We start from the raw sequence: 24,930 nt of genomic DNA, 5'->3' as shown, positions 1-24,930 counted from the left end.
CGCTCGTACAGCCGTCGGGCCGCACCGCACCGGGCGCCCGCGGCCGGGCGCAGCGCCCTCCTCCGGCTTCTTCCCCTCGCGCCAGGCCTTGGCGGACTCGCCGCGCTCGCCGAAGGCCAGGCACGCGAGGGTGACCTTCTGCCCGCGCGAGGCGGCCAGGGCGATGGCGCCGCCCGCCCGCCGCACGAAGTCCCCCGCGTGCGCGGTGACGACGCGTGTCGACCGTGGGGTGGCGGCGGGCGCGTCGCCGTGCGTCATGGGTGAAATCGCCCTGCTGGACAGGTGACGCTCGCCTCGACGCGTGTGTCAGTCGCGCAGCGCCTCGATCACACTGGTGAGGTGGGCCCGGACGGCCGCCTCGGCCGCCTGTGGGTCCCTGGCCTCGATCGCCTCGATCATGGCCAGGTGTTCGTTCAGGGACTGCTGCGGACGCCCCGGGCGCAGCGCCAGCTGGAAGCGGTGCCGCACCAGTTGCGCGTTGAGCCGCTCCAGCAGCTCCACGGCCGTCCGCTGCCCGGAGAACTCCCGGATCCTCGCGTGCAGTTCGTGGTTGAGGTCCGAGTAGACCAGCGGTTCGCCGTCGGCCACGGCCTTGCGCATCGCCGTACCCAGGTCCTTCAGTTCGCCGAGTTGGCCGTCGTCGACGGCCGAGGCCGCCTTGGCCGCGCAGAGCCCTTCGAGGACCAGGCGGCACTCGGTGATCGCGACCGCCTCCTCCACGGTGACCACCCGTACCCGTGAGCCACGGTTGCGGATCCGCTCCACGAGCCCCTGGGACTCCAGGTCGATCAGCGCGGCCCGGATACTGGCCCGGGTCACACCGAACTGCTCGGCGAGTTCGTTCTCCACCAGCCGCTGCGCCGGTGCCATGTCGCCGCGCAGGATCGCCTGCCGCAGCTGCCCGAGTGCAAGCTGTTTGGCCTGCTCCCCGGTGCCCGGACGGGTTTGGTTCGGCATGGTTGCCCTCCCTGAGTGAGTGCCTGTCGAACGTGAATCCAGCCAGCCAAGAGTGTCAACGATTTTGTCCGCGTTGTGCGGGTCCGCGGGGGGAGGTGGGTCCACGGGAGGGCGTGCGGGTGAGGTGGGCGCGACGATGTGTCGGCGCGCCCGGCCGGATACGGCACACCCTGTCGCCCCCGGGGGCCCGTCCGCCCCGGTTAGCGTCGCGGCATGACCCACAGCTTCGTCGTCCACGTCCCCGGCTCCGAGCTCGAACCCGAGCCCCTCTCCCCCGACCAGATCGTGTCCGGCACCCCGGAGGTGACCGGCAAGGTCGTCTGGGAGTCCGCGGACCGCCGCCAGGTGCGCGGCATCTGGCAGATCACTCCGGGAGTCGTCACCGACACCGAGGCGGACGAGATGTTCGTCGTCCTCAGCGGCTCGGCCACGATCGAGGTCGCGGACGGGCCGACGCTGACGGTCGGGCCGGGCGACCTGGTCGTCCTGCGGGAGGGCGACCGGACGACGTGGACGGTGCACGAGACGCTGCGGAAGGCGTACGCGATCAACCTCGGGTGAACGCGCACGGTCGGGCCGTACTTTGTCCTGTCAAAAGGTTGACATGATGCCGACGCTCCGCCCAGGGTGGGCGGGACAGAGCAGGGACCGGTCCGAAGAGGGGCTCTCATGGTGGACGCACTCGGTGTCGCCGTCGTCGGTTTCGGCTGGATGGGCCGGGTGCACACCCAGGCGTACGCCCGGGTCCGGCACCACTACCCGCAGTTGGCCGTGCGCCCGGAGCTCGTGACGGTCGCCGAGGAGGTGCCGGGGCGGGCCGAGGAGGCCGCCGCGCAGTTCGGGTTCGCCTCGACGACCCGCGACTGGCGCGAGGTGGCCGCCGATCCGCGGATCGGGGCGGTGAGCATCACCGCCCCGAACTTCCTGCACCGCGAGATCGCCGTCGCGATGGCCGAGGCCGGCAAACACCTCTGGATCGAGAAGCCGGTCGGCCTGACCGCCGAGGACGCCCGGGCGGTGGCGGACGCGGTCGCCAAGGCCGGCGTCCAGGGAGCGGTCGGCTTCAACTACCGCAACGCGCCCGCCGTGGAGGCCGCCCGCGACCTGATCGCGTCCGGCGGGATCGGCACCGTCACGCATGTCCGCATCCGGCTCTTCAGCGACTACGCGGCCCATCCGGAGTCCGCGCTGACCTGGCGCTACGAGCGGGAGCGCGGCGGCAGCGGCGTGCTCGGCGACCTCGCCTCGCACGGCGCCGACCTGGCCCGGTTCCTGCTCGGCGACGTCGCGTCCCTGACCGCCGACACGGCGATCTTCCTGCCCGAGCGGGCCCGTCCGACCGCCGCGACGGCCGGTCACTCCCGCGCCGCGGGCGGCGAACGGGGCCCGGTCGAGAACGAGGACTACGTCAGCTGCCTGCTGCGCTTCGCCTCCGGCGCCCGCGGCGTCCTGGAGGCCTGCCGGGTCTCGGTCGGTGAGCAGAACAACTACGGCTTCGAGGTGCACGGCACCACCGGCGCGGTCTTCTGGGACTTCCGCCGCATGAACGAACTGGGCGTCAGCCGCGGCACGGCGTACCAGGACCAGCCGGTCAGCACCGTCCACGTCGGCCCCGGGCACGGCGACTTCGCGGCCTTCCAGCCGGGGGCCGCGAACGCCATGGGCTACGACGACCTGAAGGTGGTCGAGGCCCACCGCTTCCTGCGCTCGATCGCCGAGGGCACCCCGTACGGCGCCACCCTCGTGGACGCCGTGCACAGCGCGGCCGTGCTGGACGCGATGGCGCGGTCGGCCGAGCGCGGCGCCTGGGTCGAGGTGCGACCGCAGGGGTGAGGCCGGTACAGCCGGCCAGGTGCCGCCGGTAGGCCCACACCGGTCGGCGCGACATGTTCCGCGCGCTCGTCGAGCGGCCCGACTCATCAAGGAGCAAGACCCGTATGCGCATCGGAATCCTCGGCCTCGGCCGCATCGGCGCCTTCCACGCCGAAACCCTCGCCGGACTCGCCGCCGTCGAGTCGCTCGTCGTCGCCGACCCGTTCGCGGACGCCGCGAAGACCGCCGCCGAGCGGTTCGGGGCCGACGTGGCGGACTCGCCCGAGGCGGTGCTGGCCGCGGGGGTCGACGGAGTGGTGGTCGCGGCGGCGACCGACGCCCACCCGGGCCTGATCCTGGCCGCCGTGGAGGCGGGCCTGCCCGTCTTCTGCGAGAAGCCCGTCGCCCGCACCATGGTGGAGGGCGTCGAGGTGCTCAAGGCGGTCGCGGGCCGCGACGTGCCGGTCCAGATCGGGTACAACCGCCGCTTCGACGCCGGGTTCGTGGCCGCGCGGGCGGCCGTGCGGTCGGGTGAGCTGGGCGCGCTGCACACCGTGCGGTCGACCACGCTGGACCCGGCGCCGCCGCCGGCCGGGTACATCGCCGCGTCCGGGGGCATCTTCCGCGACTGCGCGGTGCACGACTTCGACGTCATCCGCTGGGTGACCGGCCGCGAGGTGACCGAGGTCTACGCCGTCGGCGGCAACCGCGGCGCCGACTTCATCAAGGACGCCGGCGACGCCGACACCACCGGCGCGGTCCTCACCCTCGACGACGGCACGATCGGCGTGGTGTCCAACAGCCGCCACAACGCGCGCGGTTACGACGTCCGGATGGAACTCCACGGCTTCGCGGACTCCATCGCGGTCGGTCTGGAGGACAAACTGCCGCTGCGCTCGGTCGAGCCGGGCGTGAGCTTCCCGGGCGGCCCTCCGCACGACTTCTTCATGGACCGCTTCGCCGCCGCCTACCGCGCCGAACTGACCGCGTTCACCCAGGTGGTCGCCGGGGCCCGGCCCTCCCCCTGCACGATCGAGGACGCGCTGGAGGCGGGCTGGATCGCGGAGGCGTGCACGCTGTCGGTGCGGGAGCACCGTCCGGTGACGATCGCGGAGGTACGACGGGGCTGAGCGGGGCGGACGGGGCAGAGGTCGAGGGGGGCACGGCGGGGCGGGTACGCCTGAGGGCCGGGTGCGGCGGGGCGAGCGCGGGCGGGTGGCCCCGCGGGCCGAGCGGTCAGCTCGTCGGCTCGCCGATGTTCACCATCCACGGGACGCCGAACCGGTCCGTGCACATGCCGAAGACGTCGCCCCACATCTGCTTCTCCAGCGGCACGGTGACGGAGCCGCCCGCGGAGAGCTTCTCCCAGTAGCCGCGCAGCTCGGCCTCGTCGTCGCCGCTGAGGCTCACGGCGAAGGTGTTGCCCGGGCGGTACTCCTCCCCCGGCGGCATGTCGGCGCCCATCAGGGTGAAGCCGCTCGGCGTCTGGAGCATGCCGTGCATGATGTTGTCGGCCTGCGGACTGTCGGCCATGCCGGACGCGCCGAACGTGTTCAGCGCCAGTGTGCCGCCGAACACCTGCTCGTAGAACTCCATCGCCTGTCGGGCGTCGCCGTCGAAGCTGAGGTAGGGATTGAGACGTGAGGTCATGACTGCCTCCCGGAACGGGACGAAATGCCAGTTCTCTGCACGCTAGCGCGCACCACTGACAACGGCCCGCCGAGCGGCGCGCCGGCGGGACCCGTCCCGCCGGCCCGGTCGCCTCAGGCGCCGCAGGAGCGCAGGAACCTGCGGGTGCGCACCGCGATGGGGAGCGGCTTGTCCGGCTCGCAGGGGTACATGTCCTGCTCCACGATGGCGAACAGGTCCACGCCCAGCTTCTGGGCGGCGGTCAGCACCGGGCCCAGCTCGGGCACCCCGCTGGGCGGCTCGCACATCACCCCGCGCCGCACGGCCGGCCCGAACGGCACCCCGCCCGCCCGCACCTCGGCGAGGATCTCCGGGTCGACCTGCTTGAGGTGCAGGTATCCGATGCGCTCACCGTAGGTCTCGATCAGCTTGACGCTGTCGCCGCCGCAGTAGGAGTAGTGGCCGGTGTCGAGACAGAGGTTGACCAGGCCGGAGTCGGTGGAGTCGAGGAAGCGCTCGACGTGCTCCTCGGTGTCGATGTGGGTGTCGGCGTGCGGGTGGACGACGATGTCCAGGCCGTACGTGTCCCGCACCTCGCGGCCGAGCCGTTCCATGCCCTTGGTGAGGTGCGCCCACTGCTCGCCGGTCAGCTCCTGGGGCTCCAGGATCTCGGCGGTCTTGTCGTCGCGCCAGAAGGACGGGATGACGACGAGGTGCTTCGCGTCCATGGCCCGGGTGAGGGCGGCGACGCGGCCGACCTGCTCCCAGGTGGCGTCCCACGCGGAGGGGCCGCGGTGCAGGCCGCAGAAGATGGTGCCGGCGGAGACCCTGAGGCCGCGCCGGGCCACCTCGTCGGTGAGCCGGGCCGGGTCGGTGGGGAGGTAGCCGTAGGGGCCCAGCTCGATCCACTCGTAGCCGGCCTCGGCGACCTCGTCCAGGAACCGCTCCCAGGGCACCTGCTGGTCGTCGTCCGGGAACCAGACGCCCCAGGAGTCCGGGGCCGAGCCGACGCGGATGCGGTCCAGGGCAGCGGGCATGTCAGGCCTTCCCTTCGGCGGATGTGGTGGAGTCGGCGGCTCCGGTGGTGTCGACGGCCGCGGCGGAACCGGCGGCCGTCGCGGAACCCGGAGCTGCCGCGGAACCGGTGGCATCGTGCGCCGCGCCGCCGGGCGCGGGGATCTCCGGATCCGTAGCCGGCAGCGCGTCGACGTCGACCCCGCCGACCTGCGCCAGCTCGTGCTTGAGGGCGGCGAGTTCGGCGCCGCCCGCCATGTGGTTGGTGAGTTGTTCGAGGGTGATGTCGGCGCGGGCGGCGCTGAGTTCGAGGGTGCCCAGGCGCAGCACGCTGAAGTGGTCGCCGACCAGGTAGGCGTGGTGGGGGTTGTGGGTGATGAAGATGACGCCGAGGCCGCGCTCGCGGGCGGCGGCGACGTACTTGAGGACCACGCCGGACTGCTTGACGCCGAGGGCGGCGGTGGGTTCGTCGAGGATCAGGACGCGGGCGCCGAAGTAGACGGCGCGGGCGATGGCGACGCACTGGCGCTGGCCGCCGGAGAGGGTGCCGATGGGCTGTTCCAGGTCGTCGAGGACGATGCCCATGTTGCGCAGTTCCTCGTCGGCGGTCCGCTTCATCCGGGCGATGTCGAGACGGCGGACGGGCCAGGGGCCCTTGGTCATCTCGGAGCCGAGGAAGAAGTTGCGCCACACCGGCATCAGGGGCACGGTCGCGAGGTCCTGGTAGACGGTGGCGATGCCCCGGGCGAGGGCGTCGCGCGGCGTGCCGAAGCGCACCGGTTCGCCGTCGACGAGGACCTCGCCCTCGGTGTGCTGGTGCAACCCTGAAATGATCTTGATGAGGGTGGACTTGCCGGCCCCGTTGTCGCCGAGCACGCAGGTTACCCGCCCGGGATGGACGGCGAGGTCCACGCCGTGCAGAGCGCGGATGTTGCCGTAGGCCTTGCCCGCGCCGCGCAGTTCGACGATCGGCCGGTCCCGCTCGGGCGGGGTGTCCGCGAGGACGGCTCCGTGGGTGCCGGTGGTCTTGCTGGTCATTTCCGATCACCTCCGGGTCGCCGCGCGGCGGACCCACAGATTGATGAGGACGGCGCCGATGAGCATCACGCCGAGGAAGGCCTTGAACCAGTCGGGGTTCCAGCCGGCGTAGACGATGCCCTGGTTCACCATGCCGAACATGAAGGCGCCGAAGACCGGGCCGACGGCGGAGCCGTAGCCGCCGGTGAGCAGGCAGCCGCCGATCACCGCCGCGGCGATGTAGATCAGCTCCTGGCCGACGCCCTCGCCGGACTGCACGGTGTTGAAGGAGAACAGCTGGTGCATGCCGACGAACCAGGCACCGAAGCCGACCAGCATGAACAGAGTGATCTTGGTGAACCTGACGGGAACGCCGACCGCGCGGGCGGACTCCTGGTTGCCGCCCACCGCGAAGATCCAGTTGCCGTACTTGGTGCGCAGCAGCACCCACGTGGCCAGCGCCGCGAAGACCAGCCACCACACCACGGTGATCTTCACCTGGACGCCGCCGACGTCGAAGGAGGAGGCGAAGACCGCCTCGGCCTGGTCGAAGCCGTCCATGTCGCTGATGTCGTCGGTGGCGACGTTCCCGGTGACCATCTTGGTGACCGCGAGGTTGACGCCCTGGAGGATCAGGAAGGTGCCGAGCGTCACCAGGAAGCTCGGCAGTCCCGTCTTCATCAGCACCCAGCCGTTGAACGCGCCGACGGCGAGGGAGACCACGAGGGCGACGATCACACCCATCCACACGTTCATGGTCAGCTGGTAGCTGAGCATGCCGGCGGTGAGCGCCGAGGCGACCACGGCGACACCGGCCGACAGGTCGAACTCGCCGCCGATCATCAGCAGGGCGACCGGCAGTGCCATGATGCCGATGGTGGACGACTGGTACAGGACCGTCGCCATGGAGCTGCCCTCGCGGACCGAGGGGGCGGCGATCAGGAAGAAGACGAACACGGCGACGGCGCCGAGGAAGACCCCGACCTCGGGCCGGGCGAGCAGGCGCAGCGCCATGGAGCGCTGCCGGGTCCGCCCGTCGGCCTCCTTGGGGCCGGGGGCCGGCGGCGGGGCCACCGCCGGCCCGGCCTGCTGGGCCGTGCTCATCACCGGGTGCCCTTCGCGGCGAACTCGGCGACGGCCTTCACGTTGGACTTGTCGACGAAGGCCGGGCCGGTCAGCACCGGCTGCTCGCCGCCGCCGCTGTAGTTGCCGTTGTTCTTGTAGAGCCACAGGCCGTCGACGGCCAGATAGCCCTGCAGGTAGGGCTGCTGGTCGACGGCGAACTCGATGTCGCCCTTCTCGATGGCGCCGGTCAGTTCCTTGTTGAGGTCGAAGGTGGCGACCTTGGCCTCGCTGCCGCCCTCGTCCACCGACTGCACGGCGGTCATGGCGAAGGGGGCGCCGAGGGTGACGAGGTGGTCGATGTCGCCGTCCTGCTTGAGCTTGGCGGTGATCGTCGACTTCACCGAGGGCATGTCGGTGCCGTTGACGTAGAGGTTCTCGATCGCGCCCTCGAAGGTGTTCTTCACGCCGTCGCAGCGCTGGGTCAGGCCGACGTTGCCCTGCTCGTGGATCACGCAGACGGCCTTCTTCGCGCCGTCCTCGTTCAGCCGCTTGCCGAGCGCCTCGCCGGCCACGGTCTCGTCCTGGCCGAAGAACTCCATCAGGCCGAGCTTCTTCCAGTCCGCGAGGCCCGAGTTGAGCCCCACGACGGGTATCCCCGCCTTCTCGGCCTTGCCGAGGACGCCGCGCAGGGCGTCCGGCTTGGCGAGGGTGACGGCGATGCCGTCGACCTTCTGGTCGATCGCGTTCTGCACCAGGTTGGCCTGGTTGCCCGCGTTCGGGTCGGCGGAGTAGACGAGCTTGACGTTGTCCTTGGCGGCGGCGGCCTCCGCACCCTTGCGGACGATGTCCCAGAAGGTGTCGCCCGGCGCCTGATGGGTGACCAGGGCGACGGTCATGCGCGGGGTGTTCGCCTTCCCGGCGGAGCCGCCCGAGCCGCCCTCCTCGTCGGCCTTCTTCCCTCCCGAGCTGCTGGAGCAGCCGGCGAGGGTCAGGGCCGCGGCGGCGGCGAGGGCCACGGCCGGGGCGAATCCACGGGGGCGGGCGTGCGAAGAGCGGTCCATCTTTCCTGCACCTCACTGTGCGACTGTGCGACGGGGAAGCCGTGTGCCAGACCAGAGAACGACGTCTGTTGCGCTGGGACCGGATACAAGTCCTTGAGACGCCCGCTGTCAATACTTTGTCAAGACATCATTTCACGAGCAGGTCCGAATGTAAGTACAAACTATTGACACGGTCGCCTCGGAGTCATACACCTGGGAGGCGGCAGGCCCCCCGCCCAGCCCGAGGAGCGTCGCACATGGCCGAGTCAGTCCCACGTTTCGATCTGATCACGATGGGCCGCATCGGGGTCGATCTCTATCCCCTGCAGACGGGTGTACCCCTGGCGGAGGTGGAGAGCTTCGGCAAATTCCTCGGCGGTTCGGCCAGCAACGTGGCGGTCGCCGCCGCCCGTCTCGGCCGCGCCGCGGCCGTCATCACCCGCACGGGCGACGACCCGTTCGGCGGCTATCTGCACCGGGCGCTGCGGGAGTTCGGCGTCGACGACCGCTGGGTCACCCCGGTCGCCGCGTACCCGACCCCCGTCACCTTCTGCGAGATCTTCCCGCCGGACGACTTCCCGCTGTACTTCTACCGCCGGCCCAAGGCTCCCGACCTCGAGATCCACCCCGAGGAGCTGGACCTCGACGCGATCCGCGCCGCCCGCGTCTTCTGGATCACCGGCACCGGGCTCAGCGAGGAACCGAGCCGCACCGCGACCCTGACCGCCCTCGCCCACCGCGCCAAGTCCGGCACCACGGTCTTCGACCTGGACTGGCGCCCCATGTTCTGGGCCGACCCCGACCAGGCCCGCCCGCACTACGCCGAGGCGCTGCGGCACGCGACCGTCGCGGTGGGCAACCTCGACGAGTGCGAGGTCGCCACCGGCGTGCGCGAGCCGCAGGCCTGCGCCGAGGCGCTGCTCGCGGCCGGCGTGGAGCTGGCCGTGGTCAAGCAGGGCCCGAAGGGCGTGCTCGCCGTGCACCGCGACGGCCGCCGGGCCGAGGTGGAGCCCGTGCCGGTCGAGGTGGTCAACGGCCTGGGCGCCGGCGACGCGTTCGGCGGCTCGCTCTGCCACGGCCTGCTCTCCGGCTGGGAGCTGGAACGGACCGTGCGGTACGCCAACGCGGCCGGCGCCCTGGTCGCCTCCCGTCTCGCCTGCTCCTCCGCGATGCCCACCGAGGCGGAGGTCGACGACCTCCTCGCGCGAGCCACTCCCTGAACGGAGCTACGTCTTGTCCCTCAGCATTCCCGACCTCACCGCGGTCAGAGCCCGGCATCCGCAGGCCATCGCGGAGGCCGCGGCCCGCCGGGCACGCCGTCCGCTGATCGGTGACTCCGGCCGCCTGATGATCGTGGCCGCCGACCACCCGGCACGCGGCGCGCTCGGCGTCGGCGACCGCAGGCTCGCCATGGCCAACCGGGCCGACCTGCTCGAACGCCTGTGCACCGCGCTGTCCCGGCCCGGCGTCGACGGGGTGCTCGCCACCGCCGACGTGCTGGAGGACCTGCTGCTGCTCGGGGTGCTGGAGAACAAGGTCGTCATGGGTTCGATGAACCGAGGCGGCCTCGCGGGCGCCGCCTTCGAGATGGACGACCGCTTCACCGGCCACCGCGCCGAGGACCTCGCCCGGCTGCGCTTCGACGCGGGGAAGCTGCTGCTGCGCATCGACTACGACGACCCGGGCTCACTGGACACCATGGAGGCCGGTGCCCGCGCGGTCGACGCCATGGCCGAGCGCCAACTGCCGCTCTTCGTGGAGCCGTTCATCTCCCGCCGCGTCGAGGGCCGGGTCCGCAACGACCTGTCCGCCGAGGCCGTCACCCGGTCCGTCGCCATCGCCTCGGGTCTGGGCGGGACCTCCGCCTACACCTGGCTGAAGCTCCCCGTCACCCACGACCCCGACGACATGGGCGAGGTCCTGGAGACCTCCACGCTGCCCGCCGTCCTGCTCGGCGGCGACATAGGAGGCTCGCCCGCGGACCAGACCGCCGCCTACGAACGCTGGCGCAAGGCGCTCAGGCTGCCCACCGTGCAGGGCATGGTCGTCGGCCGCTCGCTGCTCTACCCGGCCGAGGGCAGTGTGGAACAGGCGGTGGACACGGCCGTCGGACTGCTGTGACCTACGAGGAGACGTCGAGGGCCGCGGCGGCCGAGGCGGCCGAGGAGTCAGGGAAGCCCGAGAAGCCCGAGAAGACCGAGGAGAGGACGCGGAGATGACGTACCACCTGCCGGCGGGCAAGGCGGCGAGCGGCGCCTGTGCCGTGGACCTGACGCCCGAGAAGGCCGGCTGGGGCCACGCGGGGCTGCGCGTGCTGCACCTGCCGCCCGGCGCCTCCCACACCTTCGACAGCGGCGACAGCGAGTGGATCGTCCTCCCCCTGAGCGGCGGCTGCACGGTCGCCACGGCCGACGACTTCGGCCAGGAGACCTTCGAACTCGACGGCCGCGAGAGTGTGTTCACCGGCGTGAGCGACTTCGCGTACGTGCCGCGCGACGCCCGTACGACCGTGACCTCCACGGGCGGCGGGCGGTTCGCGCTCACCGGAGCCCGCTGCACGCGCCGTCTGCCCGCGCGGTACGGCCCGGCGTCGTCGGTGCCGGTCGAGCTGCGGGGCACCGGCACCTGCTCTCGGCAGGTCAACAACTTCGGTGCCGCGGGGGTGTTCGAGTGCGACAAGCTGATCGCGGTCGAGGTGATCACGCCGGGCGGCAACTGGTCCTCCTTCCCGCCGCACAAGCACGACGAGCACCGCCCTGGCGAGGAGTCGGTGCTGGAGGAGATCTACTACTTCGAGTTCGCCGACCACGACGGTACCCCGGGCCTCGGCTACCAGCGGGTCTCCCCGTCCGGCCAGGGGCGGGGCACGGACGTGCTGGCCGAGGTGCGCGACGGTGACGTGGTGCTCATTCCCGACGGATGGCACGGGCCGTCGATGGCCGTCCCCGGCCACGACATGTACTACCTCAACGTCATGGCGGGCCCGGAGGCCGAACGCGCCTGGCTGATCTGCGACCACCCCGACCACGCCTGGATCCGCGACACCTGGCCGGACCGCCCCGTCGACCCCCGGCTCCCCCTCTACACCGCACCGGAGAGGTCCGCATGAGCGCCGCCACCCGCCGACTGACCACCGCCCAGGCCCTGGTGCGGTTCCTGGCCGCCCAGTACACCGAACGCGACGGCGTACGGCACCGCCTCATCGCGGGCACCTGGGGCATCTTCGGCCACGGCAACGTGGCCGGCCTCGGCCAGGCCCTCGTCGAGTACGCCGCCGTGATGCCGTACCACCAGGGGCGCAACGAGCAGGCCATGGTGCACGCGGCCGTCGGCCACGCGCGGCACCTCAACCGCCTGTCCGCGCAGGCCGTGACGACCTCCATCGGCCCCGGGGCCACCAACCTCGTCACCGGCGCCGCACTCGCCACGATCAACCGCCTGCCGGTCCTCCTGCTCCCCGGCGACTACTTCGCCTCGCACGCCGCCGACCCCCTGCTCCAGCAGCTGGAGCACCCGAGCGAGGCGGACGTGTCGGTCAACGACACCCTGCGCCCCGTCTCCCGGTACTTCGACCGGATCACCCGCCCCGAGGCCCTGATCTCCTCCGCGCTCCGGGCGATGCGGGTGCTCGCCGACCCGGCGGAGACCGGCGCGGTCACCCTCGCGCTGCCCCAGGACGTGCAGGCCGAGGCGCACGACTGGCCGGAGGAGTTCTTCGCGGACCGGGTCTGGCAGGTGCGGCGCCCGGCGCCCGACCCGGTGGAACTGGCCGGGGCGGTGAAGGCGATCCGCGCCGCCGGGCGCCCGCTGATCGTCGCGGGCGGCGGCGTCCACCACAGCGAGGCCGAAGAGGCGCTGCGGGCACTGGTGGACGCCACGGGCATCCCGGTCGCCTCCACCCAGGCCGGCAAGGGCGCGCTGCGCCACGACCACCCGGCCGACCTGGGCGGCATCGGCCACACCGGCACCGCCGTCAGCGACGACCTCGCCCGCACCGCCGACCTCGTGATCGGCGTCGGCACCCGCTACTCCGACTTCACCACGGCCTCCGGCACCCTCTTCCAGCGACCGGACGTCCGCTTCCTGAACCTCAACATCACCGCCTTCGACGCCCACAAGCTCGCCGCCCGCACCCTGGTCTGCGACGCCCGGGCGGGGCTCGCGGCGCTGGCGGAGGGACTGTCCGCGCACCGAGTGGACGCGGCGTTCGAGGCCGAGTACCGCGCGGGCAAGGACCGCTGGGACGAGGCGGTCGAGGCGTCCTTCCGCGCGGAGGACGAGGGCGGCGTACCGACCCAGACACAGGTGCTGGGCGCGCTGGACGCGGTCGTCGGCGACACGGACGTGGTGATCAACGCGGCCGGTTCGCTCCCGGGCGACCTGCACAAGCTGTGGCGTGCCCGGTCCCCGCGCCAGTACCACCTGGAGTACGGCTACTCCTGCATGGGCTACGAGATCCCGGCCGCGCTGGGCGTCCAGCAGGCCGCGCCCGGCACCCGCGTGTGGGCCCTGGTCGGCGACGGCACGTACCTGATGAACCCGACGGAGATCGTCACCGCCGTCCAGGAGAACCTGCCGGTCAAGCTGGTCCTGGTCCAGAACCACGGCTACGCCTCCATCGGCGGCCTCTCCGAGTCGGTGGGCGCCGAGCGCTTCGGCACCGACTACCGCCACCGCGCCGCCGACGGCACCTTCACCGGCGCCCCGCTCCCCGTCGACCTCGCCGCCAACGCGGCCAGCCTCGGCATGGAGGTGCTGCGCGCCAAGACGGTCCGCGAGCTGCGCGAGGCGCTGACCGCGGCCCGCGCGGCGACCCGGCCGACCTGTGTCTACGTCGAGACCGACCCGGCACCGACCGCTCCCCCGGCCGAGGCCTGGTGGGACGTGCCGGTGGCCGAGGTGTCCACCCGCGAGCCCGCCACCGGCGCCCGCGCGGAGTACGAGCGCGCCGTCGCCGACCGCCGCCACCACCTCTGACCGACCGTCACCTAGGCATGGGAGGTACGTCCATGGCGAGAACCGGCGACCACGCACGAGCCGTGACCGCCTCCGCGCTCGGCGCCCTGGACTTCACCCTGGACCGCGGCAGTCCCGTGCCGCTCTACCACCAGCTCGCCCAGCAGCTGGAGGCGGCGATAGAGCACGGTGTCCTCGCCCCGGGGAACCTCCTGGGCAACGAGGTCGACCTGTCCGTCCGCCTCGGCCTGTCGCGGCCGACCGTCCGCCAGGCCATCCAGTCCCTGGTCGACAAGGGGCTCCTGGTCCGGCGGCGCGGGGTCGGCACCCAGGTGGTGCACAGCCAGGTCAAGCGGCCACTGGAACTGAGCAGTCTCTACGACGACCTGGTGGCGGCCGGCCAGGGCCCCACCACGCGGGTGATGCGCAACGAGGGCGTCCCGGCCGGCCCCGACGTGGCGGCGGCCCTCGGGGTTCCGGAGGGCGCCGAGGTCACCGTTCTGGAGCGGCTGCGCCTCACCCACGGCCGGCCGGTGGCCCTGCTGTGCAACCACCTGCCGGCCGAGCTGCTGGACCTCGACACCGCCCGGCTGGAGTCGACCGGCCTGTACCGGATGATGCGCGCCCGCGGCATCACCCTGCACAGCGCCCGCCAGACCGTCGGTGCCCGCACCGCCACCGGGCAGGAGGCCGCGCGTCTCGACGAGGAGGAGGGCGCCGCGCTGCTGACCATGCGGCGTACGACGTACGACGACACCGGGCGGCCGGTCGAGTACGGGACGCACCTCTACCGTGCGTCGCGCTACTCGTTCGACTTCCAGCTGCTGGTGAGGGGGTAGGCGGCGTGTCCCGGCGAGCGGTGCCCGTGCGGCTCCGCCCGCCGGGGCGCCGCGGCCGGGCCGGTCCTCCCGAGGTCACGCGTCGTGCCGGGAGCCGGCGAACGGGCCCTCCAGGGCCGCCCACTGGAGCAGCATGATGGTCTTCGCGTCGGCGATCTCCCCCGTTCGGATCATCTCCAGGGCCCGCTGGAAGGGCAGTTCGAGGGTCTCGATCTCCTCGCCCTCCTCGTCCAGACCGCCGCCCCGGTGGGTCCGGGTGGCGGGGCCGTAGGCGGCGGCGTAGAAGCTGACGCGCTCGGTGACGGAACCGGGGCTCATGTAGACGTCGAAGACGTGCCGGACCTCGCCGACGGTGTGGCCGGTCTCCTCGACGACCTCGCGCCGCACCGCGGTCTCCGGGTGCTCGTCAGCGTCGTCGAGCAGGCCGCCGGGCGTCTCGATCAGCATGCCGTCGGGGTGGCCGTTGACGTAGACGGGGAGGCGGAACTGACGGGTGAGCAGCACGGTCGCGCGCTCGACGTCGTGGAGCAGCACGGTGGCGCCGTTGCCGCGGTCGTGGGTCTCGCGCTCCTGGGTGCTCCAGGTGCCGTCGGCGCGCCGGAAGTCGAAGGTCGTGGTGCGTTCGACGTACCAGTGGCTGGAGAGGAGGCGCACGTCCCGGACCCGGACCCGGGGGTTGCCGGTCAGGTCCTGGCCCGCCCGGTCGAGTCCGGTGCGGCCCCGGCGGTCCGGGGTGTCGATCCCGGCGGTCATCGGCGGCCGCCCGGGTGCGGGGAGCGGGGCGCGAGGTGGATCGAGTTGGTCATGCCCGCTTCTATCACCCCGTCCGGTTCCGTACGAAGCCGAGGAGCCGGTGGCGCCGGGGACGCGCCGAGTGTGCCGCTCCGTACGCCGTCGCGGTCCGTCGTGGGCTCAGCTCCCGGTGCGCCACTGGTGGTCGGGCAGGAAGGTCACGTCGTACTGCTGCGGCACGGTGCCGAACTTGTGCGGTTCGGGCACGAACGGACGCTGGGGCAGGCCGAGTTCGTCGGTGTCGGTACCGAGGGTCTCGAAGAACCGCTCGAAGGTGCCGCCGGGACCGGCCGCGACACCGACGATCTGGCTGTGGTGGCGCTCGATGCGGTAGGCGTGCGGGCAGTTCTTCGGTACGAAGCCGAAGTCGCCGGCGGTGAGCAGTCTCTCCTCCTGCTCGCCCCGCAGGTCCTCCACGAACAGGCGGACGGCGCCCTGCGTGACGAAGAAGACCTCGTAGGTGTCGGGGTGGGAGTGGGCCGGGATGATGTCGCCCCGGGGGCCCTCGCAGGTGAAGAAGTTGAAGGTGTTCTCGGTCTGCGGGCCGCCCGCGTAGACGGTGACGAGGTCGCCGAAGAGGTGGGCGCGGTCGCCCATGCCCTTCTCGATGAAGTACGGCTCGCCCGGTTCGGCGGGGATGAGGGAGTGGGAGCGCCTGGCGAATTCGATGGTCATGGAAGCCTCCGGCTCGACGCGGCACGGGACGGAGAGCGTCAGGTGACCTGACGCTCTAGTGTCAGGCTACCTGACGATCAGCCGGGCGCCGGGCCCTTCGCTCGGAACGGCGAGGGCACCACGCCGCCGCGCCGTATGCTCGTGACCGAGAAGCCCGAGGAGCCATGACGCCAGCCGAGGAAGTCGCCGAAGTCACCGAAGCCCAGGAAGCGGCGCAGAACCTGCCCCTGCTCCTGGCCGGAGCCAAGCGCTGGTTCGACGACGCCCTGACGGCGAGCATGCGGGCGGCCGGCGAGCAGCCGCTGAGCAGCGCCCAGGGCCAGGTCTTCGCCCTCCTGGACGCCGAGGGCACCACGGTCGCCGAACTGGCCCGGCGCCTCGGCGTCACCCGCCAGACCGCCCATCAGGCCGTACACGGTCTGCTCGCGCTGGGCCTGCTCGAACAGGTCCCCGACCCGGCCTCCGCACGCAACCGTCTGATCCGCATCACCGCGGAGGGTGCCCGCGTCCACCGACGCGCCCAGGCGACCCTCGCCGTCGTCGAGGAGGTCCTGTCCGACCGCATCGGCGTCGCGGAGGCCGCCGCGCTGCGTGCCGCCCTGACCCTGCCGCGCGGTGAGCCGCCGGTCGTGGCGGCCCCGTGAACAGGCGGCGCCACAAGAAGCTGTCCCGGCGCCTCGTCGACGCCGCGCTGGTCGGCGACCTCGCGGGGGTGAGGGCGGCGCTGCGGGCCGGGGCCCCGGCCGAGACGACCGACACCGCGGGCACCACGCCGCTGTACCTGGCCGCCGTGAACGGCGCCGCCGACATCGTCCGCGTGCTGCTGGCGGCCGGCGCCTCGCCCGACACGGAGAGCGGGATCGGCTCGGAGGGCACGCCCCTGTGCGGCGCGGCCTGCTGGGGGCACACCGAGGCCGTACGCGCACTCCTCGAACACGGCGCCGACCCCAACCTTCGGCCGCGCCGCCGACGGACAGAAGAACCGGGCCATCGCGGCGTTCCCTCTCGTACCGCCGCTCGATCCACGCCCGGCCCGGGCCACCGACGCGACCGGGAGCATCCCCCTCCATCTCGCCGACGACTGCGAGCGCCTGTCCCGGGTCGCCTTCGAGGCCCTGCACGGCCGTGGCGAACCCGCCCTGAGCGGATCCGACGTGCAGCAACTGGCCCGATGGCGTGCGATGAACGACCTGCTGTCCGGTCGTCTCCTGCTTCACGCCGCCGCGCACGCCGATCCGCCCACCGCCGAGGCGTTGCGGGAGTCCGCGGGCCGGCTGCGGGCGGCGGCACAGGCCTGGCAGCAGACCGCGACGCGATGGCACCGGGTCGTCGACCTCTCCGACCCCCGCGTCCACCCGAAGCTGCCGCTGCCCAGCTACGGCCTCGCGCGCAGCGGCCAGTTCGCGCCGATGCCGAAGACGCCTCCGCACCCCGCCCTGCCTCACCGCGCACGCGACACGCATCGGGCAGCTGCTGTACGGCATGGCCTGGACCCCGGAGACACCGGGCCGCCCGGTCGAGCGGGACGCCCGCGAGGTCCTGGCCGACGCTGGAGGGCCGGCAGGGCTGGCGGAGACGGTGTACCGGGTGGCAGCTACGGGCTGGCAGCTCGCCGCGGCCATGCCCACCGCCGTCCGGCGCATCGAATCGACCCTGGTCACCGACAATGTGGATCACCGGTCCCCGAAGGCCGTGCATCGCTTCTACCCCCTGCCCGATCACCAGGCGAGACGGCTCGTGGAGCCGTACGAGCACGTGATGGAGGCCGAGCAGGCAGCAGCAGCCGCCATCCTGCGCACGGCGCCCCACACAGGCATGGACATGGCACGCGCCCAGCTGGACGCGACCGCCCACGAGCAGATCCGCTCCGGTCAGCCGTGGCTGCCCGCCGACCTCCTGACGGAACAGCAGCCGAAGACCACGCAACCCTCGGCCCAGGCTGCCCGGTCACGGTCGACCACCGTGGCCAGGACCACCCGTCGGCCGGCCCCGGAAGGCCCCTCTCCCTCACGCCTGCGCGAAACGCCAGGCCTACAGCCACCCCAGCGGAGCCGAGGCCACCGTCCATGACCACCTGACCGACCGCTGTCGGCCCGCAGCCAGGCACGCCGTCGCCCGTCAAACCGAAGTCGCCGCCGATACCTACCCGGAAGGGCTGAACCAGGGAGGCAACCGCCGCCATCCGCCAGGGCGAGCCTGACAGGCATGCAAGGCGTGCTACACCCGGCGAGAACGAGACCTTGAGCAAAGCCTTACGCGCCAATCCGTCAAGTATGGCCTGACGACTGACACATGTCAGGTTTAGCTTGACGGCATGACTGACGATACCGAGAGGCCCGCAGCGCCGCGCGCACTGTCCCCGCGCGACGAGGCCCGCGTCCAGTTCGCTCATGAAGCCAACGAGCTCGCGGAGCTGGCTCTCGCCCTGCTGCCCATCGACCCCGATGCGCCGCGCGGCGACCGGCTGCGCCGCGCCCTCAGCCTGCGTGCGCGACTGGACCATCTCGTCGCCGGCGCCGTCATCGCCGAACGAGAAGAGGGCACCACCTGGGCGCAGCTGGCGGCGGCCGCCGGTATGAGCCGACAGGCCGCCCACGAACGCTGGAGCGGTGACGTCACCACCTGGGCCAGTCTCGGCCGGACCATGCACGGCCGAGCCAGCGGCTTCAACGCACTGGACGCCGCCGCCCGCCTCGACCGGGTCTACGCACGCCGGATGGACGACCAACGAGGCGCCGCCGTCAGCTCCGGACTGGACGCCGTGCGCTTTCCCGGCGCGGTGGCCGCCGAGAGGGCCCGCCGCGAACGCGCCGCCGACCTGCACCACCGTCTTGAAGCGATCACCACGCAGTACCGGGCATCGATCGACCGGTTGAAGCAGCTGACCGACGACCGGGCCGACCCGGGCGAGCGCGCCGCGGTGCTGCGCCGCCGGGCCGTCCTGCAGGACCAGATGTCCGACCTGTACGACGACTTGACCGGGGCCGAGCCGGAACTGGCGGACGAGCACCGCGCCACGTGCGAGCGGTACCGCGCCGATGCGACTGCCGACCGTGAGTATGCCGATCTGCTCCAGGCCAAGAGCGCAACGCGTATCGCGAACGACCCGACAGCGGGTGATTGGTAATGTTGATCACGTTCGTACGTGCGAATCGGCGACTCAGGGCTGACGGGGGACGGGTATGACCGGGCTGCCCTTCGACCGGCCCGGCCGCTTCTGGCGGGGCAATCTGCACACCCACTCCAACCGGTCGGACGGGGCGCTGTCCCCGGAGGAGTCGTTGCGTCACTACCGTGACGCCGGCTACGACTTCGTGGCCCTCACCGACCACTTCCGGGCGGAGTACGGCTTCCCCGTGACGGACACCCGGCCCCTGCGCACCGCCGGGTTCACCACACTGCTGGGTGCCGAACTTCACGCCCCGCGTACCGAGGCCGGACCGTCGTGGCACATCGTCGCGGTGGGACTGCCGCTGGACTTCGCTCCTCTCCGGCCCGGCGAGACCGGACCGCAGCTGGCCCGCCGTGCGAGGAACGCGGGCGCGTTCGTCGGCATGGCCCACCCCTCGGCGTCCCTACTGACCGCCGCTGACGCCGAGAGCCTGGAGGCAGCCCATGCGGTCGAGGTGTACAACGCCCTGTCGGCGCGCGAGGACCGGGGCGACAGCTGGCACCTGACGGACGTTCTGCTCAACCGCGGCCACCGGCTCACCGTCTACGCCGCCGACGACGCTCACTTCCAGCCGCAGGACCCGCCGGGCTGCGCGGCCTGGGTCCAGGTACGTGCTGAATCCCTGGACCCCGACCAGCTCGTGGCGGCGCTCAAGGCGGGCCACTTCTACTCCAGCACCGGTCCCGAGCTGCACGACGTCCGGGTCGACGGCGGCCTGGTCTCGGTGCGCTGCTCGCCGGCGCGCAAGGTCCTGCTCACCGGCGGAGTGCCGGGAGCCCAGGTCGCCCAGGGCGAAGCACTGACGGAGTGCTCCCTACCCGTGGAGATGTTTCGGCACGGGTACTGCCGGGTCACCGTCGAGGACGCCGCGGGCGGGCGGGCCTGGACCAACCCGATTCACCTGGCGGCCCCGCCCGGGAACACCGCCTCGGCCGAGGCGTAGCCCCTCCCTCAGTGACACGACGTCCGTGAAGACCGACGAAAGGATCGCCCACATGTTCTGGCCCGCGCTGCGCGCGCTGTCCCACGGGGAGCTCACCTCCAGCCAGCAGACCTGGCTGCGCGACACATTCCGCCTCGATGCCGGTCCCCGCACCGAGGGTCCCGGGGCGGCGCAGAGCATCGCGCACCGCTCGTTCACCGGCGAAGAGGGCGATCGCCTGGTCCTCGACCTGGCCCGCACCGGCGAGGCCGGCTGGGTGTTCACCCTGTTCCACACCGGCCGGCAGCCCGCCACCGGCACCGTCGAAGCCCACCGGACCCTGTTCCGTGACGTCATCGACCGGCTGGGGCTCACCCTGGTCGAGATCAGTCCGGCCGCAACGGCCGACGAGGTCCTGACCCCGGCGCCGGAGCCCGCCGACGCACCCGCCTCCGCCCTGGGCGCCCACTGGGACCTGCCCGCCGAGCTGCGCCGTGTGTGGCCCCACCTCGGCCTGCGCGAGGACGCCCCGCGGGAGGTGAAGGAGGTCAAGCTGCGCGAGCTGATGCGCACTCCGGCCTGGGCCGCCGCTCCCGTGGACCTGCAGCGCCAGGCCGAGGAATTCCTCAGCGGTGACTGACCCACAGAGAGCGGCCGTCGGACACGGCGGCAACGGATCCATGACGTGACACCACCACAGGGGGACTGGAGTGAGCGAGCAGCCGATCAACGAGACGGGCGAGCCGGACGGCAGCCCGTTCCCACCGCCGGGATCGCCGGAACGGGCGGATCAGCAGCGGATCGGCGAGGCGCTGCTGACCGACGACGGTCGTATCACCGACACGCCCCAAGCGAAGACGGCCGGCATCCAGGCGCTCGCCGGGCGGATGCGGTCCTCCACGCCCGCCCTGATCCTCGCCTCGATGGGCCTGGTCGTCGGAAACGACATGGCCGCCCATCTCGGTGACAGCAGGTACGTGCTGGTTCCTCACCAGGAGCGGTACCCGTCCATGGGCGCCGACGTTCTCCACGTCGACGAGCTGGATCCCGCCGACCCCCGTCATACGCCGAACCGAGCAGTACGCATGGACACCGAACAGGCCGAGACCCTGATCCGCATGATCGCGGTCAGTGAGCTGATGGGTGCTTGGGCGTACGGGTCCAACAACAACGTGCGGGTCCTGGCGCTGCAGCAGGCCGCCCAAGAGGAGTTCGGCCTCTCCGGGACGCTGGAGTGGCAGGTGGACGCCAAGACCCGGTTCGCCGTCGGCCTCGAACTCGACTACAACCGCGACGCGCTGCGGGATTTCCTCCGTACCCAGTACCAGATGACCCAGGAAGTCCTCGCCGCCCGTGGCATCACCGAGTTGCTCGCCTACCGGGCGCTGAGCTGGCCGGAGGAGGCGGAGCAGCCACAGTGGGCGGCCGCCCGGAACATCGGTGTGACCGTGGAGGCCCGGCAGCGGCCGCTGGCGAGCTGGTCGGCCGACCGACAGATCGTCGCCGACTGGCTGGAACAGCGCCGGGGCAACGGCGTGATCCTCGCAACCCGGCAGCCCGCGCGAGAGATCCTGTCCCTGCCCACCACCGGTATGGGGTACCTGGGGCAGAAGGAATGGGTGGCGCTGCCGGGTGACCACCAGGCCACGTTGGACGGCATGGTCTCCCACACCTCGCCGACCGCCGCCGTGCAGCAGACCGCGGCCTCCGCTGTCTCCCTCGGCGCCCCGGCTCTGTCCGACGCCGCGGACGGCCCGCCGCCGGCACCGATCGTCGGCGCGGAGACCGACAAGCGGTGGCGGCCCCTTCCGATCTCCCAGGCCCTCGATCCGGCCGACCCGCTCGACAGCAGGATCATCCGGATCCTGGACGGCACGGAAGCGGCCCCGCGCTGGTGGCCGCGGGACGACTCCGACTACGCCATAGCCCGCCGCGACCTCGACTTCCTCGGCATCAGCCCGGTCCAGATCAAGTGGATGCTCACCGGCGAGGCGCCCATGGGCATGACGCCGGAGCTCTACCAGCAGTTCGGCACCGAGATGCTGGCGGCGCTACAGCTCGACGGCATCGAACCGTCTCAGGTCGACATACGTCTCAAGGGCACAGGTGCCGGCTTCTTCTCCGGCATCCACAAGACCCTGCCCCGCGAAGCGGACCTGACCGGCAACCCGTCGGCCGTCCAACGCCTGCAGGAGTGGTTCGGCGACGACCAGCACCGTCCCCTGCGCCGGCCGTACGACGCCATGTGGCGCCTGGGCCTGGAGCAGGAGCCCAGCGACTTCGACCTCGACATCAACAGCACCGCCATCATCCGCGCGGCCCGGGACCACTGGCGTGCCCACCACACCGATCGGTACCCGGGCGACTTCATGGGAGGCCACGGCTACCTGGACAAGAAGACGGTGGCCAGCACCCTCCCCTCCCTGGCGGCCTGGGCCGGCACCTGGGAAACGAAGCTGGGCCGACCGCTGTCCCTGGGCGTCTTCGAATCCGCCGGGCCCTTCGACGCCACCAGACTCGGCCGTGCCCTGTCCTCCCACTTCAAGGACACCGACTGGATCATTCACCGCCCCGACAGCCCCATGGCCTGGCGTACGCCCCGGTCTCGGATCTCCGAACCGGCACGGTCACCGGCACCCGGCCGACCGTCGGCTGCCGCGGCACGGTCCAAGTCCACGACGGCCCGCCGCAGACCGGACCACGACCGGCCTGCCGCACCCGGCATCGAGCAGCCGCCCCACCTGCGACGCGATCCCGGCCTCGAGCGTGACCACGGCCGAGGCCCCAGGGCCTGACCGTCGCTTGACGACAGCGCACTACTTTCCGGGGGTCCTCTGCTGATCGACGGCCCTTACTGAGCTGGTCGGCGGAACTCGACGGCGGACGCCCTCAATCACCCCTACGTTGATGCCCGCACCCCGCCGGCCCCGGAGGCCCGAGCGCAAGGCCGCACTGCTCGACCGCATAGCCGGGGGCGAAGACCGCGCTGACGCTGCGCAGCAGGCAGAGGAGGCTCGGGCTCCCGCCGTTCAGCTCCGTGCCGATGCCTGAAACTCCGATGAAGGGACGTCATGACCATGCGAATGCCGGCTGATGAGATGCCGCCGACTGCCCTGGTGCCGCCCTGCGCGCTGGCCGGAATGTGGGCCGTGCGGCACGGGCAGAGCACAGCCAACGTCGCCTTCGCCACGGCAGAGGAGTCCGGTGCCACCGTGCCGGTTCCCGGGCGCGACCACGACGTGCCGCTCTCCGATCCGGGCGCCGCGCAGGCAGCCGCGCTGGGCAACTGGCTGGCCGGACAGACACCGGAGGCCGGTCCGGACCTGGTGGTGTGCTCCCCGTATAGACGCGCGCTCCAGACCTGGGAGGGGATGGCCGCCCGAGCCGCTCAGCTCGGCAGACCGCGGCTGGATGTGCTGGTCGACGAACGGTTGCGGGATCGGGAGATGGGGGTCTTCGAGCTGCATCCCCCGGCCGCACTCCGGGCCCGGGCGCCTGAGGAGGCCACCCGCCGGAAGCTGATGGGCGAGTGGTACTACCGGCCCCCCGGCGGGGAGGCCTTCACCGACGTCGCCGTACGCGTCGGTCAGTTCGTCTCCGATCTGGGGCGGGCTGCGCCCGGGCGGCGGGTCCTGGTTGTCGCGCACGACGGGGTGGTCAGCGCCTTGCGCTACGTCCTCGCCGGGATCGGTGCCGTCGCGCCCGAGGAACTGCCGCCGGTCCCGAACGCCTCGGTGTCGCAGTGGAACGGTGACGGCCACCGGCTGCGTCTGGCCGTCTGGGGTGACACCACTCACCTGACCTCTCTGGACGACATGGAAGGAATGAGGCACGTATGACCGACCACTCCCCCACCGATCCGATCCTCGCGCACGTCGAGCCGGTACCCGGCGGCCTGTACGGGGACCTTCCCTACGAAGCGGCCCTCGCCGACCTGCGGTCGGCCGTGGCTGAGGTCTCCGCCGCGCTGCGTGACGCCGGCGGCGCCCGCGCCGAGCAGCTCATCCGCTACCACTCACCCTCCGCTACCCGGCCGGGCGGGAGGCCGTCCGGCCGACAGCGCACTCGCGCGCCCTCAAGGTGGGAATGAATCTCCGATGTTGACGAACAGGCCGTACCTTTGCTGCCGAAGCGCTCGTCCCGGCCGGCCGCCCGGCCGGGTGACTCTGTGAAAGGGCAGCCAATTGCCGTCTAACGGGGCCGGATTGAGGGCCGGTGCGGTTTCCCACCGGGGCCGCTAATGTGGGTTCTGCTTCTCCCCACGGGCCGTCAGGCGGGTCGATGTACCGGACCCAGGGACGTCCGGGTCTGGCAATCGATCCGGTCCGCCACTGAAGGAGATCCGATGGAAGAGAAGCACACCAAGCCGAAGGGCGTGGACTGGAGGGGCGTGCGACGGCGCGTCCGGCTCTGGCTGGCGCCCGTTTCGGCGGCCGTGTACTGGATGGGCCGAACGGTTCGGGAGCACGTGCTTCCTCGCCTGTGAAGCCCGCTCCGGCATAGTGCTAGTACGCCGGAGCGGACCTCATCCAGATGCGGCACGACTGGGCCTCTGCTCCCCGGTGACGCGGAGGGCAGGGGCCCCTCTGTCTACGAGTACCCCGAATACGCACCCGGAGACGAGTGCCGCCTCCACCAATCCGCACATTGAAATGCGAATACGCAACACCACCTTCGCACGGCGAGGCGCGTCCCTTCCAGTGCTACCCCCGCTGACCGTCGGTCACGACGCGAAGCACAGGCCGCTCCGGTTCGAACGGGCCGATCTCCAGCGCTGCCTCCCGCCACTTGGCGATCAGCTGTACCTGCCATGCCGTGTCGTGCCGGAAACCGGGCTGCGGTGTGCCTTCCGGGGCGACAGGCCACAGCATCGTGGCGGCGAAGCGAACAGCGTGCATGGCGGCTGTGGCGTGGGCATCGACGGCGTTCCCTTCCAGACGGCGCAGCATGTCGAGACGGGCTGCCGCCTCGATCAGCTCGTCGTACACCGTCGCGTACTCCTGCGCTCGGACGGCGGCAAGCTCAGCCACGGTCGCCTCC

At 72.0% G+C, this 24,930-nt stretch carries 26 protein-coding genes and 2 pseudogenes; 18 read left to right on the top strand and 10 right to left on the bottom strand.

The features are described from left to right. Positions 1–12 precede the first annotated feature (12 nt). Together SAM23877_RS41485 and SAM23877_RS30965 are read right to left on the bottom strand one after the other, a co-directional pair. A pseudogene (locus SAM23877_RS41485) lies at positions 13–258 on the bottom strand (PIG-L family deacetylase); the annotation flags it as partial. A 48-nt stretch (positions 259–306) separates the two neighbouring features. Beyond that, on the bottom strand, positions 307–957 hold the full coding sequence (locus SAM23877_RS30965; protein WP_053140182.1) for a GntR family transcriptional regulator: 651 nt from the start codon (positions 955–957) through the stop codon (positions 307–309). Positions 958–1,170: 213 nt separating this feature from the next. Here SAM23877_RS30965 and SAM23877_RS30960 point away from each other — a divergent pair, with 213 nt between their 5' ends. The 3 genes from SAM23877_RS30960 (at position 1,171) to SAM23877_RS30950 (ending at position 3,899) form a co-directional block, all read left to right on the top strand. Then, on the top strand, positions 1,171–1,518 hold the full coding sequence (locus SAM23877_RS30960; RefSeq protein WP_053140180.1) for a cupin domain-containing protein: 348 nt from the start codon (positions 1,171–1,173) through the stop codon (positions 1,516–1,518). Between the two features lie 108 nt (positions 1,519–1,626). Continuing rightward, positions 1,627–2,790, top strand: coding sequence for a Gfo/Idh/MocA family protein (locus SAM23877_RS30955; protein ID WP_053140177.1), 1,164 nt, complete (start codon positions 1,627–1,629; stop codon positions 2,788–2,790). Between the two features lie 104 nt (positions 2,791–2,894). Continuing rightward, on the top strand, positions 2,895–3,899 hold the full coding sequence (locus SAM23877_RS30950; protein WP_053140174.1) for a Gfo/Idh/MocA family protein: 1,005 nt from the start codon (positions 2,895–2,897) through the stop codon (positions 3,897–3,899). A 106-nt stretch (positions 3,900–4,005) separates the two neighbouring features. Here the strand turns inward: SAM23877_RS30950 and SAM23877_RS30945 are convergent, their stop codons facing one another. The 5 genes from SAM23877_RS30945 to SAM23877_RS30925 form a co-directional block, all read right to left on the bottom strand. Further along, positions 4,006–4,419 carry a VOC family protein gene (locus tag SAM23877_RS30945; RefSeq protein ID WP_053140171.1) on the bottom strand — a complete coding sequence of 138 codons (414 nt, stop codon included), beginning with the start codon at positions 4,417–4,419 and terminating at the stop codon, positions 4,006–4,008. Positions 4,420–4,532: 113 nt separating this feature from the next. Next, entirely contained in the window at positions 4,533–5,435 is a 903-nt protein-coding gene (locus SAM23877_RS30940; protein ID WP_053140168.1) for a sugar phosphate isomerase/epimerase family protein, read from the bottom strand. A gap of 1 nt (position 5,436) precedes the next feature. Next, the gene (locus tag SAM23877_RS30935) at positions 5,437–6,450 is read right to left on the bottom strand and encodes an ATP-binding cassette domain-containing protein (protein ID WP_053140165.1); all 1,014 of its coding nucleotides are present in this window, start codon (positions 6,448–6,450) and stop codon (positions 5,437–5,439) included. Between the two features lie 6 nt (positions 6,451–6,456). Then, the gene (locus SAM23877_RS30930; protein WP_053140164.1) at positions 6,457–7,533 is read right to left on the bottom strand and encodes an ABC transporter permease; all 1,077 of its coding nucleotides are present in this window, start codon (positions 7,531–7,533) and stop codon (positions 6,457–6,459) included. Continuing rightward, positions 7,533–8,555, bottom strand: coding sequence for a sugar ABC transporter substrate-binding protein (locus SAM23877_RS30925; RefSeq protein ID WP_053140161.1), 1,023 nt, complete (start codon positions 8,553–8,555; stop codon positions 7,533–7,535). Before SAM23877_RS30925 ends, SAM23877_RS30930 begins: the two co-directional genes overlap by 1 nt. Positions 8,556–8,791: 236 nt before the next feature. On the opposite strand from SAM23877_RS30925, the gene iolC reads away from it, so the two are divergent. The 5 genes from iolC (at position 8,792) to SAM23877_RS30900 (ending at position 14,329) form a co-directional block, all read left to right on the top strand. Next, positions 8,792–9,754, top strand: a complete 963-nt coding sequence (iolC, locus tag SAM23877_RS30920) for a 5-dehydro-2-deoxygluconokinase (RefSeq protein ID WP_053140158.1) — start codon at positions 8,792–8,794, stop codon at positions 9,752–9,754. A 13-nt stretch (positions 9,755–9,767) separates the two neighbouring features. Beyond that, entirely contained in the window at positions 9,768–10,655 is an 888-nt protein-coding gene (locus tag SAM23877_RS30915; protein WP_053140155.1) for a Cgl0159 family (beta/alpha)8-fold protein, read from the top strand. A gap of 94 nt (positions 10,656–10,749) precedes the next feature. Then, complete coding sequence (gene iolB / locus SAM23877_RS30910; protein WP_053140152.1) at positions 10,750–11,643, top strand: 5-deoxy-glucuronate isomerase; 894 nt, start codon at positions 10,750–10,752, stop codon at positions 11,641–11,643. Next, positions 11,640–13,511 carry a 3D-(3,5/4)-trihydroxycyclohexane-1,2-dione acylhydrolase (decyclizing) gene (iolD, locus tag SAM23877_RS30905; RefSeq protein ID WP_053140149.1) on the top strand — a complete coding sequence of 624 codons (1,872 nt, stop codon included), beginning with the start codon at positions 11,640–11,642 and terminating at the stop codon, positions 13,509–13,511. The genes iolB and iolD overlap by 4 nt, the downstream gene beginning before the upstream one ends. Positions 13,512–13,543: 32 nt before the next feature. Next, positions 13,544–14,329, top strand: a complete 786-nt coding sequence (locus tag SAM23877_RS30900) for a GntR family transcriptional regulator (protein WP_053140147.1) — start codon at positions 13,544–13,546, stop codon at positions 14,327–14,329. Positions 14,330–14,404: 75 nt separating this feature from the next. Here SAM23877_RS30900 and SAM23877_RS30895 read toward each other — a convergent pair whose 3' ends face one another. Both SAM23877_RS30895 and SAM23877_RS30890 read right to left on the bottom strand, forming a co-directional pair. Continuing rightward, positions 14,405–15,082 carry an NUDIX domain-containing protein gene (locus SAM23877_RS30895; RefSeq protein WP_053140144.1) on the bottom strand — a complete coding sequence of 226 codons (678 nt, stop codon included), beginning with the start codon at positions 15,080–15,082 and terminating at the stop codon, positions 14,405–14,407. Between the two features lie 159 nt (positions 15,083–15,241). Then, positions 15,242–15,796: a quercetin 2,3-dioxygenase gene (locus SAM23877_RS30890; protein WP_053140141.1), complete on the bottom strand. Its 555-nt coding sequence runs from the start codon at positions 15,794–15,796 to the stop codon at positions 15,242–15,244. A gap of 164 nt (positions 15,797–15,960) precedes the next feature. Here SAM23877_RS30890 and SAM23877_RS30885 point away from each other — a divergent pair, with 164 nt between their 5' ends. The 10 genes and pseudogenes from SAM23877_RS30885 to SAM23877_RS39755 all read left to right on the top strand — a co-directional run bounded on the left by SAM23877_RS30885 (position 15,961) and on the right by SAM23877_RS39755 (position 24,376). After that, positions 15,961–16,440, top strand: coding sequence for a MarR family winged helix-turn-helix transcriptional regulator (locus tag SAM23877_RS30885; protein WP_053140138.1), 480 nt, complete (start codon positions 15,961–15,963; stop codon positions 16,438–16,440). Beyond that, positions 16,437–16,754: pseudogene (locus tag SAM23877_RS38135) on the top strand (ankyrin repeat domain-containing protein); the annotation flags it as partial. The gene SAM23877_RS30885 and the pseudogene SAM23877_RS38135, both read left to right, overlap by 4 nt. Positions 16,755–17,278: 524 nt before the next feature. After that, entirely contained in the window at positions 17,279–17,866 is a 588-nt protein-coding gene (locus tag SAM23877_RS40095) for a hypothetical protein (protein ID WP_053140135.1), read from the top strand. Between the two features lie 244 nt (positions 17,867–18,110). Next, on the top strand, positions 18,111–18,923 hold the full coding sequence (locus SAM23877_RS40600; RefSeq protein ID WP_053140132.1) for a hypothetical protein: 813 nt from the start codon (positions 18,111–18,113) through the stop codon (positions 18,921–18,923). 55 nt (positions 18,924–18,978) lie between these two features. Next, on the top strand, positions 18,979–19,911 hold the full coding sequence (locus tag SAM23877_RS30870) for a CehA/McbA family metallohydrolase (RefSeq protein ID WP_053140129.1): 933 nt from the start codon (positions 18,979–18,981) through the stop codon (positions 19,909–19,911). A 25-nt stretch (positions 19,912–19,936) separates the two neighbouring features. After that, on the top strand, positions 19,937–20,530 hold the full coding sequence (locus SAM23877_RS40595) for a hypothetical protein (RefSeq protein ID WP_218922754.1): 594 nt from the start codon (positions 19,937–19,939) through the stop codon (positions 20,528–20,530). Positions 20,531–20,600: 70 nt separating this feature from the next. Further along, the gene (locus SAM23877_RS30860; protein WP_174532266.1) at positions 20,601–22,685 is read left to right on the top strand and encodes a hypothetical protein; all 2,085 of its coding nucleotides are present in this window, start codon (positions 20,601–20,603) and stop codon (positions 22,683–22,685) included. 282 nt (positions 22,686–22,967) lie between these two features. After that, positions 22,968–23,729 (top strand): histidine phosphatase family protein, encoded by a 762-nt coding sequence (locus tag SAM23877_RS30855; RefSeq protein WP_425314790.1) that lies wholly within the window; start codon positions 22,968–22,970, stop codon positions 23,727–23,729. Next, a complete protein-coding gene (locus SAM23877_RS30850; protein WP_053140123.1) occupies positions 23,726–23,980 on the top strand; it encodes a hypothetical protein in 255 nt (84 codons plus the stop codon). The genes SAM23877_RS30855 and SAM23877_RS30850 overlap by 4 nt, the downstream gene beginning before the upstream one ends. 255 nt (positions 23,981–24,235) lie before the next feature. Continuing rightward, on the top strand, positions 24,236–24,376 hold the full coding sequence (locus SAM23877_RS39755; protein ID WP_159042027.1) for a hypothetical protein: 141 nt from the start codon (positions 24,236–24,238) through the stop codon (positions 24,374–24,376). A 217-nt stretch (positions 24,377–24,593) separates the two neighbouring features. Here SAM23877_RS39755 and SAM23877_RS30845 read toward each other — a convergent pair whose 3' ends face one another. Next, complete coding sequence (locus tag SAM23877_RS30845) at positions 24,594–24,920, bottom strand: hypothetical protein (protein ID WP_053140120.1); 327 nt, start codon at positions 24,918–24,920, stop codon at positions 24,594–24,596. Positions 24,921–24,930: the final 10 nt, after the last annotated feature.

It is taken from the genome of Streptomyces ambofaciens ATCC 23877, assembly GCF_001267885.1.
GTDB classification, from domain to species: Bacteria; Actinomycetota; Actinomycetes; order Streptomycetales; family Streptomycetaceae; genus Streptomyces; species Streptomyces ambofaciens.
Note: the sequence above shows the minus strand (reverse complement) of the source record. Positions and strands in the feature narration are given on the sequence as shown.

Bases quoted from the DNA above. Each gene is read 5' to 3' on its own strand.
- SAM23877_RS30960 (WP_053140180.1), top strand. From the start codon at position 1,171: ATGACCCACAGCTTCGTCGTCCACGTCCCCGGCTCCGAGCTCGAACCC.
- SAM23877_RS40600 (WP_053140132.1), top strand. From the start codon at position 18,111: ATGACTGACGATACCGAGAGGCCCGCAGCGCCGCGCGCACTGTCCCCG.
- SAM23877_RS30950 (WP_053140174.1), top strand. From the start codon at position 2,895: ATGCGCATCGGAATCCTCGGCCTCGGCCGCATCGGCGCCTTCCACGCC.
- SAM23877_RS40095 (WP_053140135.1), top strand. From the start codon at position 17,279: ATGGCCTGGACCCCGGAGACACCGGGCCGCCCGGTCGAGCGGGACGCC.
- SAM23877_RS30885 (WP_053140138.1), top strand. From the start codon at position 15,961: ATGACGCCAGCCGAGGAAGTCGCCGAAGTCACCGAAGCCCAGGAAGCG.
- SAM23877_RS30955 (WP_053140177.1), top strand. From the start codon at position 1,627: ATGGTGGACGCACTCGGTGTCGCCGTCGTCGGTTTCGGCTGGATGGGC.
- SAM23877_RS30940 (WP_053140168.1), bottom strand. From the start codon at position 5,435: ATGCCCGCTGCCCTGGACCGCATCCGCGTCGGCTCGGCCCCGGACTCC.
- SAM23877_RS30895 (WP_053140144.1), bottom strand. From the start codon at position 15,082: ATGACCGCCGGGATCGACACCCCGGACCGCCGGGGCCGCACCGGACTC.
- SAM23877_RS30945 (WP_053140171.1), bottom strand. From the start codon at position 4,419: ATGACCTCACGTCTCAATCCCTACCTCAGCTTCGACGGCGACGCCCGA.
- SAM23877_RS30900 (WP_053140147.1), top strand. From the start codon at position 13,544: ATGGCGAGAACCGGCGACCACGCACGAGCCGTGACCGCCTCCGCGCTC.
- iolB (WP_053140152.1), top strand. From the start codon at position 10,750: ATGACGTACCACCTGCCGGCGGGCAAGGCGGCGAGCGGCGCCTGTGCC.
- SAM23877_RS30890 (WP_053140141.1), bottom strand. From the start codon at position 15,796: ATGACCATCGAATTCGCCAGGCGCTCCCACTCCCTCATCCCCGCCGAA.
- iolD (WP_053140149.1), top strand. From the start codon at position 11,640: ATGAGCGCCGCCACCCGCCGACTGACCACCGCCCAGGCCCTGGTGCGG.
- SAM23877_RS30925 (WP_053140161.1), bottom strand. From the start codon at position 8,555: ATGGACCGCTCTTCGCACGCCCGCCCCCGTGGATTCGCCCCGGCCGTG.
- iolC (WP_053140158.1), top strand. From the start codon at position 8,792: ATGGCCGAGTCAGTCCCACGTTTCGATCTGATCACGATGGGCCGCATC.
- SAM23877_RS39755 (WP_159042027.1), top strand. From the start codon at position 24,236: ATGGAAGAGAAGCACACCAAGCCGAAGGGCGTGGACTGGAGGGGCGTG.
- SAM23877_RS30935 (WP_053140165.1), bottom strand. From the start codon at position 6,450: ATGACCAGCAAGACCACCGGCACCCACGGAGCCGTCCTCGCGGACACC.
- SAM23877_RS30855 (WP_425314790.1), top strand. From the start codon at position 22,968: ATGCGAATGCCGGCTGATGAGATGCCGCCGACTGCCCTGGTGCCGCCC.
- SAM23877_RS30870 (WP_053140129.1), top strand. From the start codon at position 18,979: ATGACCGGGCTGCCCTTCGACCGGCCCGGCCGCTTCTGGCGGGGCAAT.
- SAM23877_RS30930 (WP_053140164.1), bottom strand. From the start codon at position 7,533: ATGAGCACGGCCCAGCAGGCCGGGCCGGCGGTGGCCCCGCCGCCGGCC.
- SAM23877_RS30965 (WP_053140182.1), bottom strand. From the start codon at position 957: ATGCCGAACCAAACCCGTCCGGGCACCGGGGAGCAGGCCAAACAGCTT.
- SAM23877_RS30850 (WP_053140123.1), top strand. From the start codon at position 23,726: ATGACCGACCACTCCCCCACCGATCCGATCCTCGCGCACGTCGAGCCG.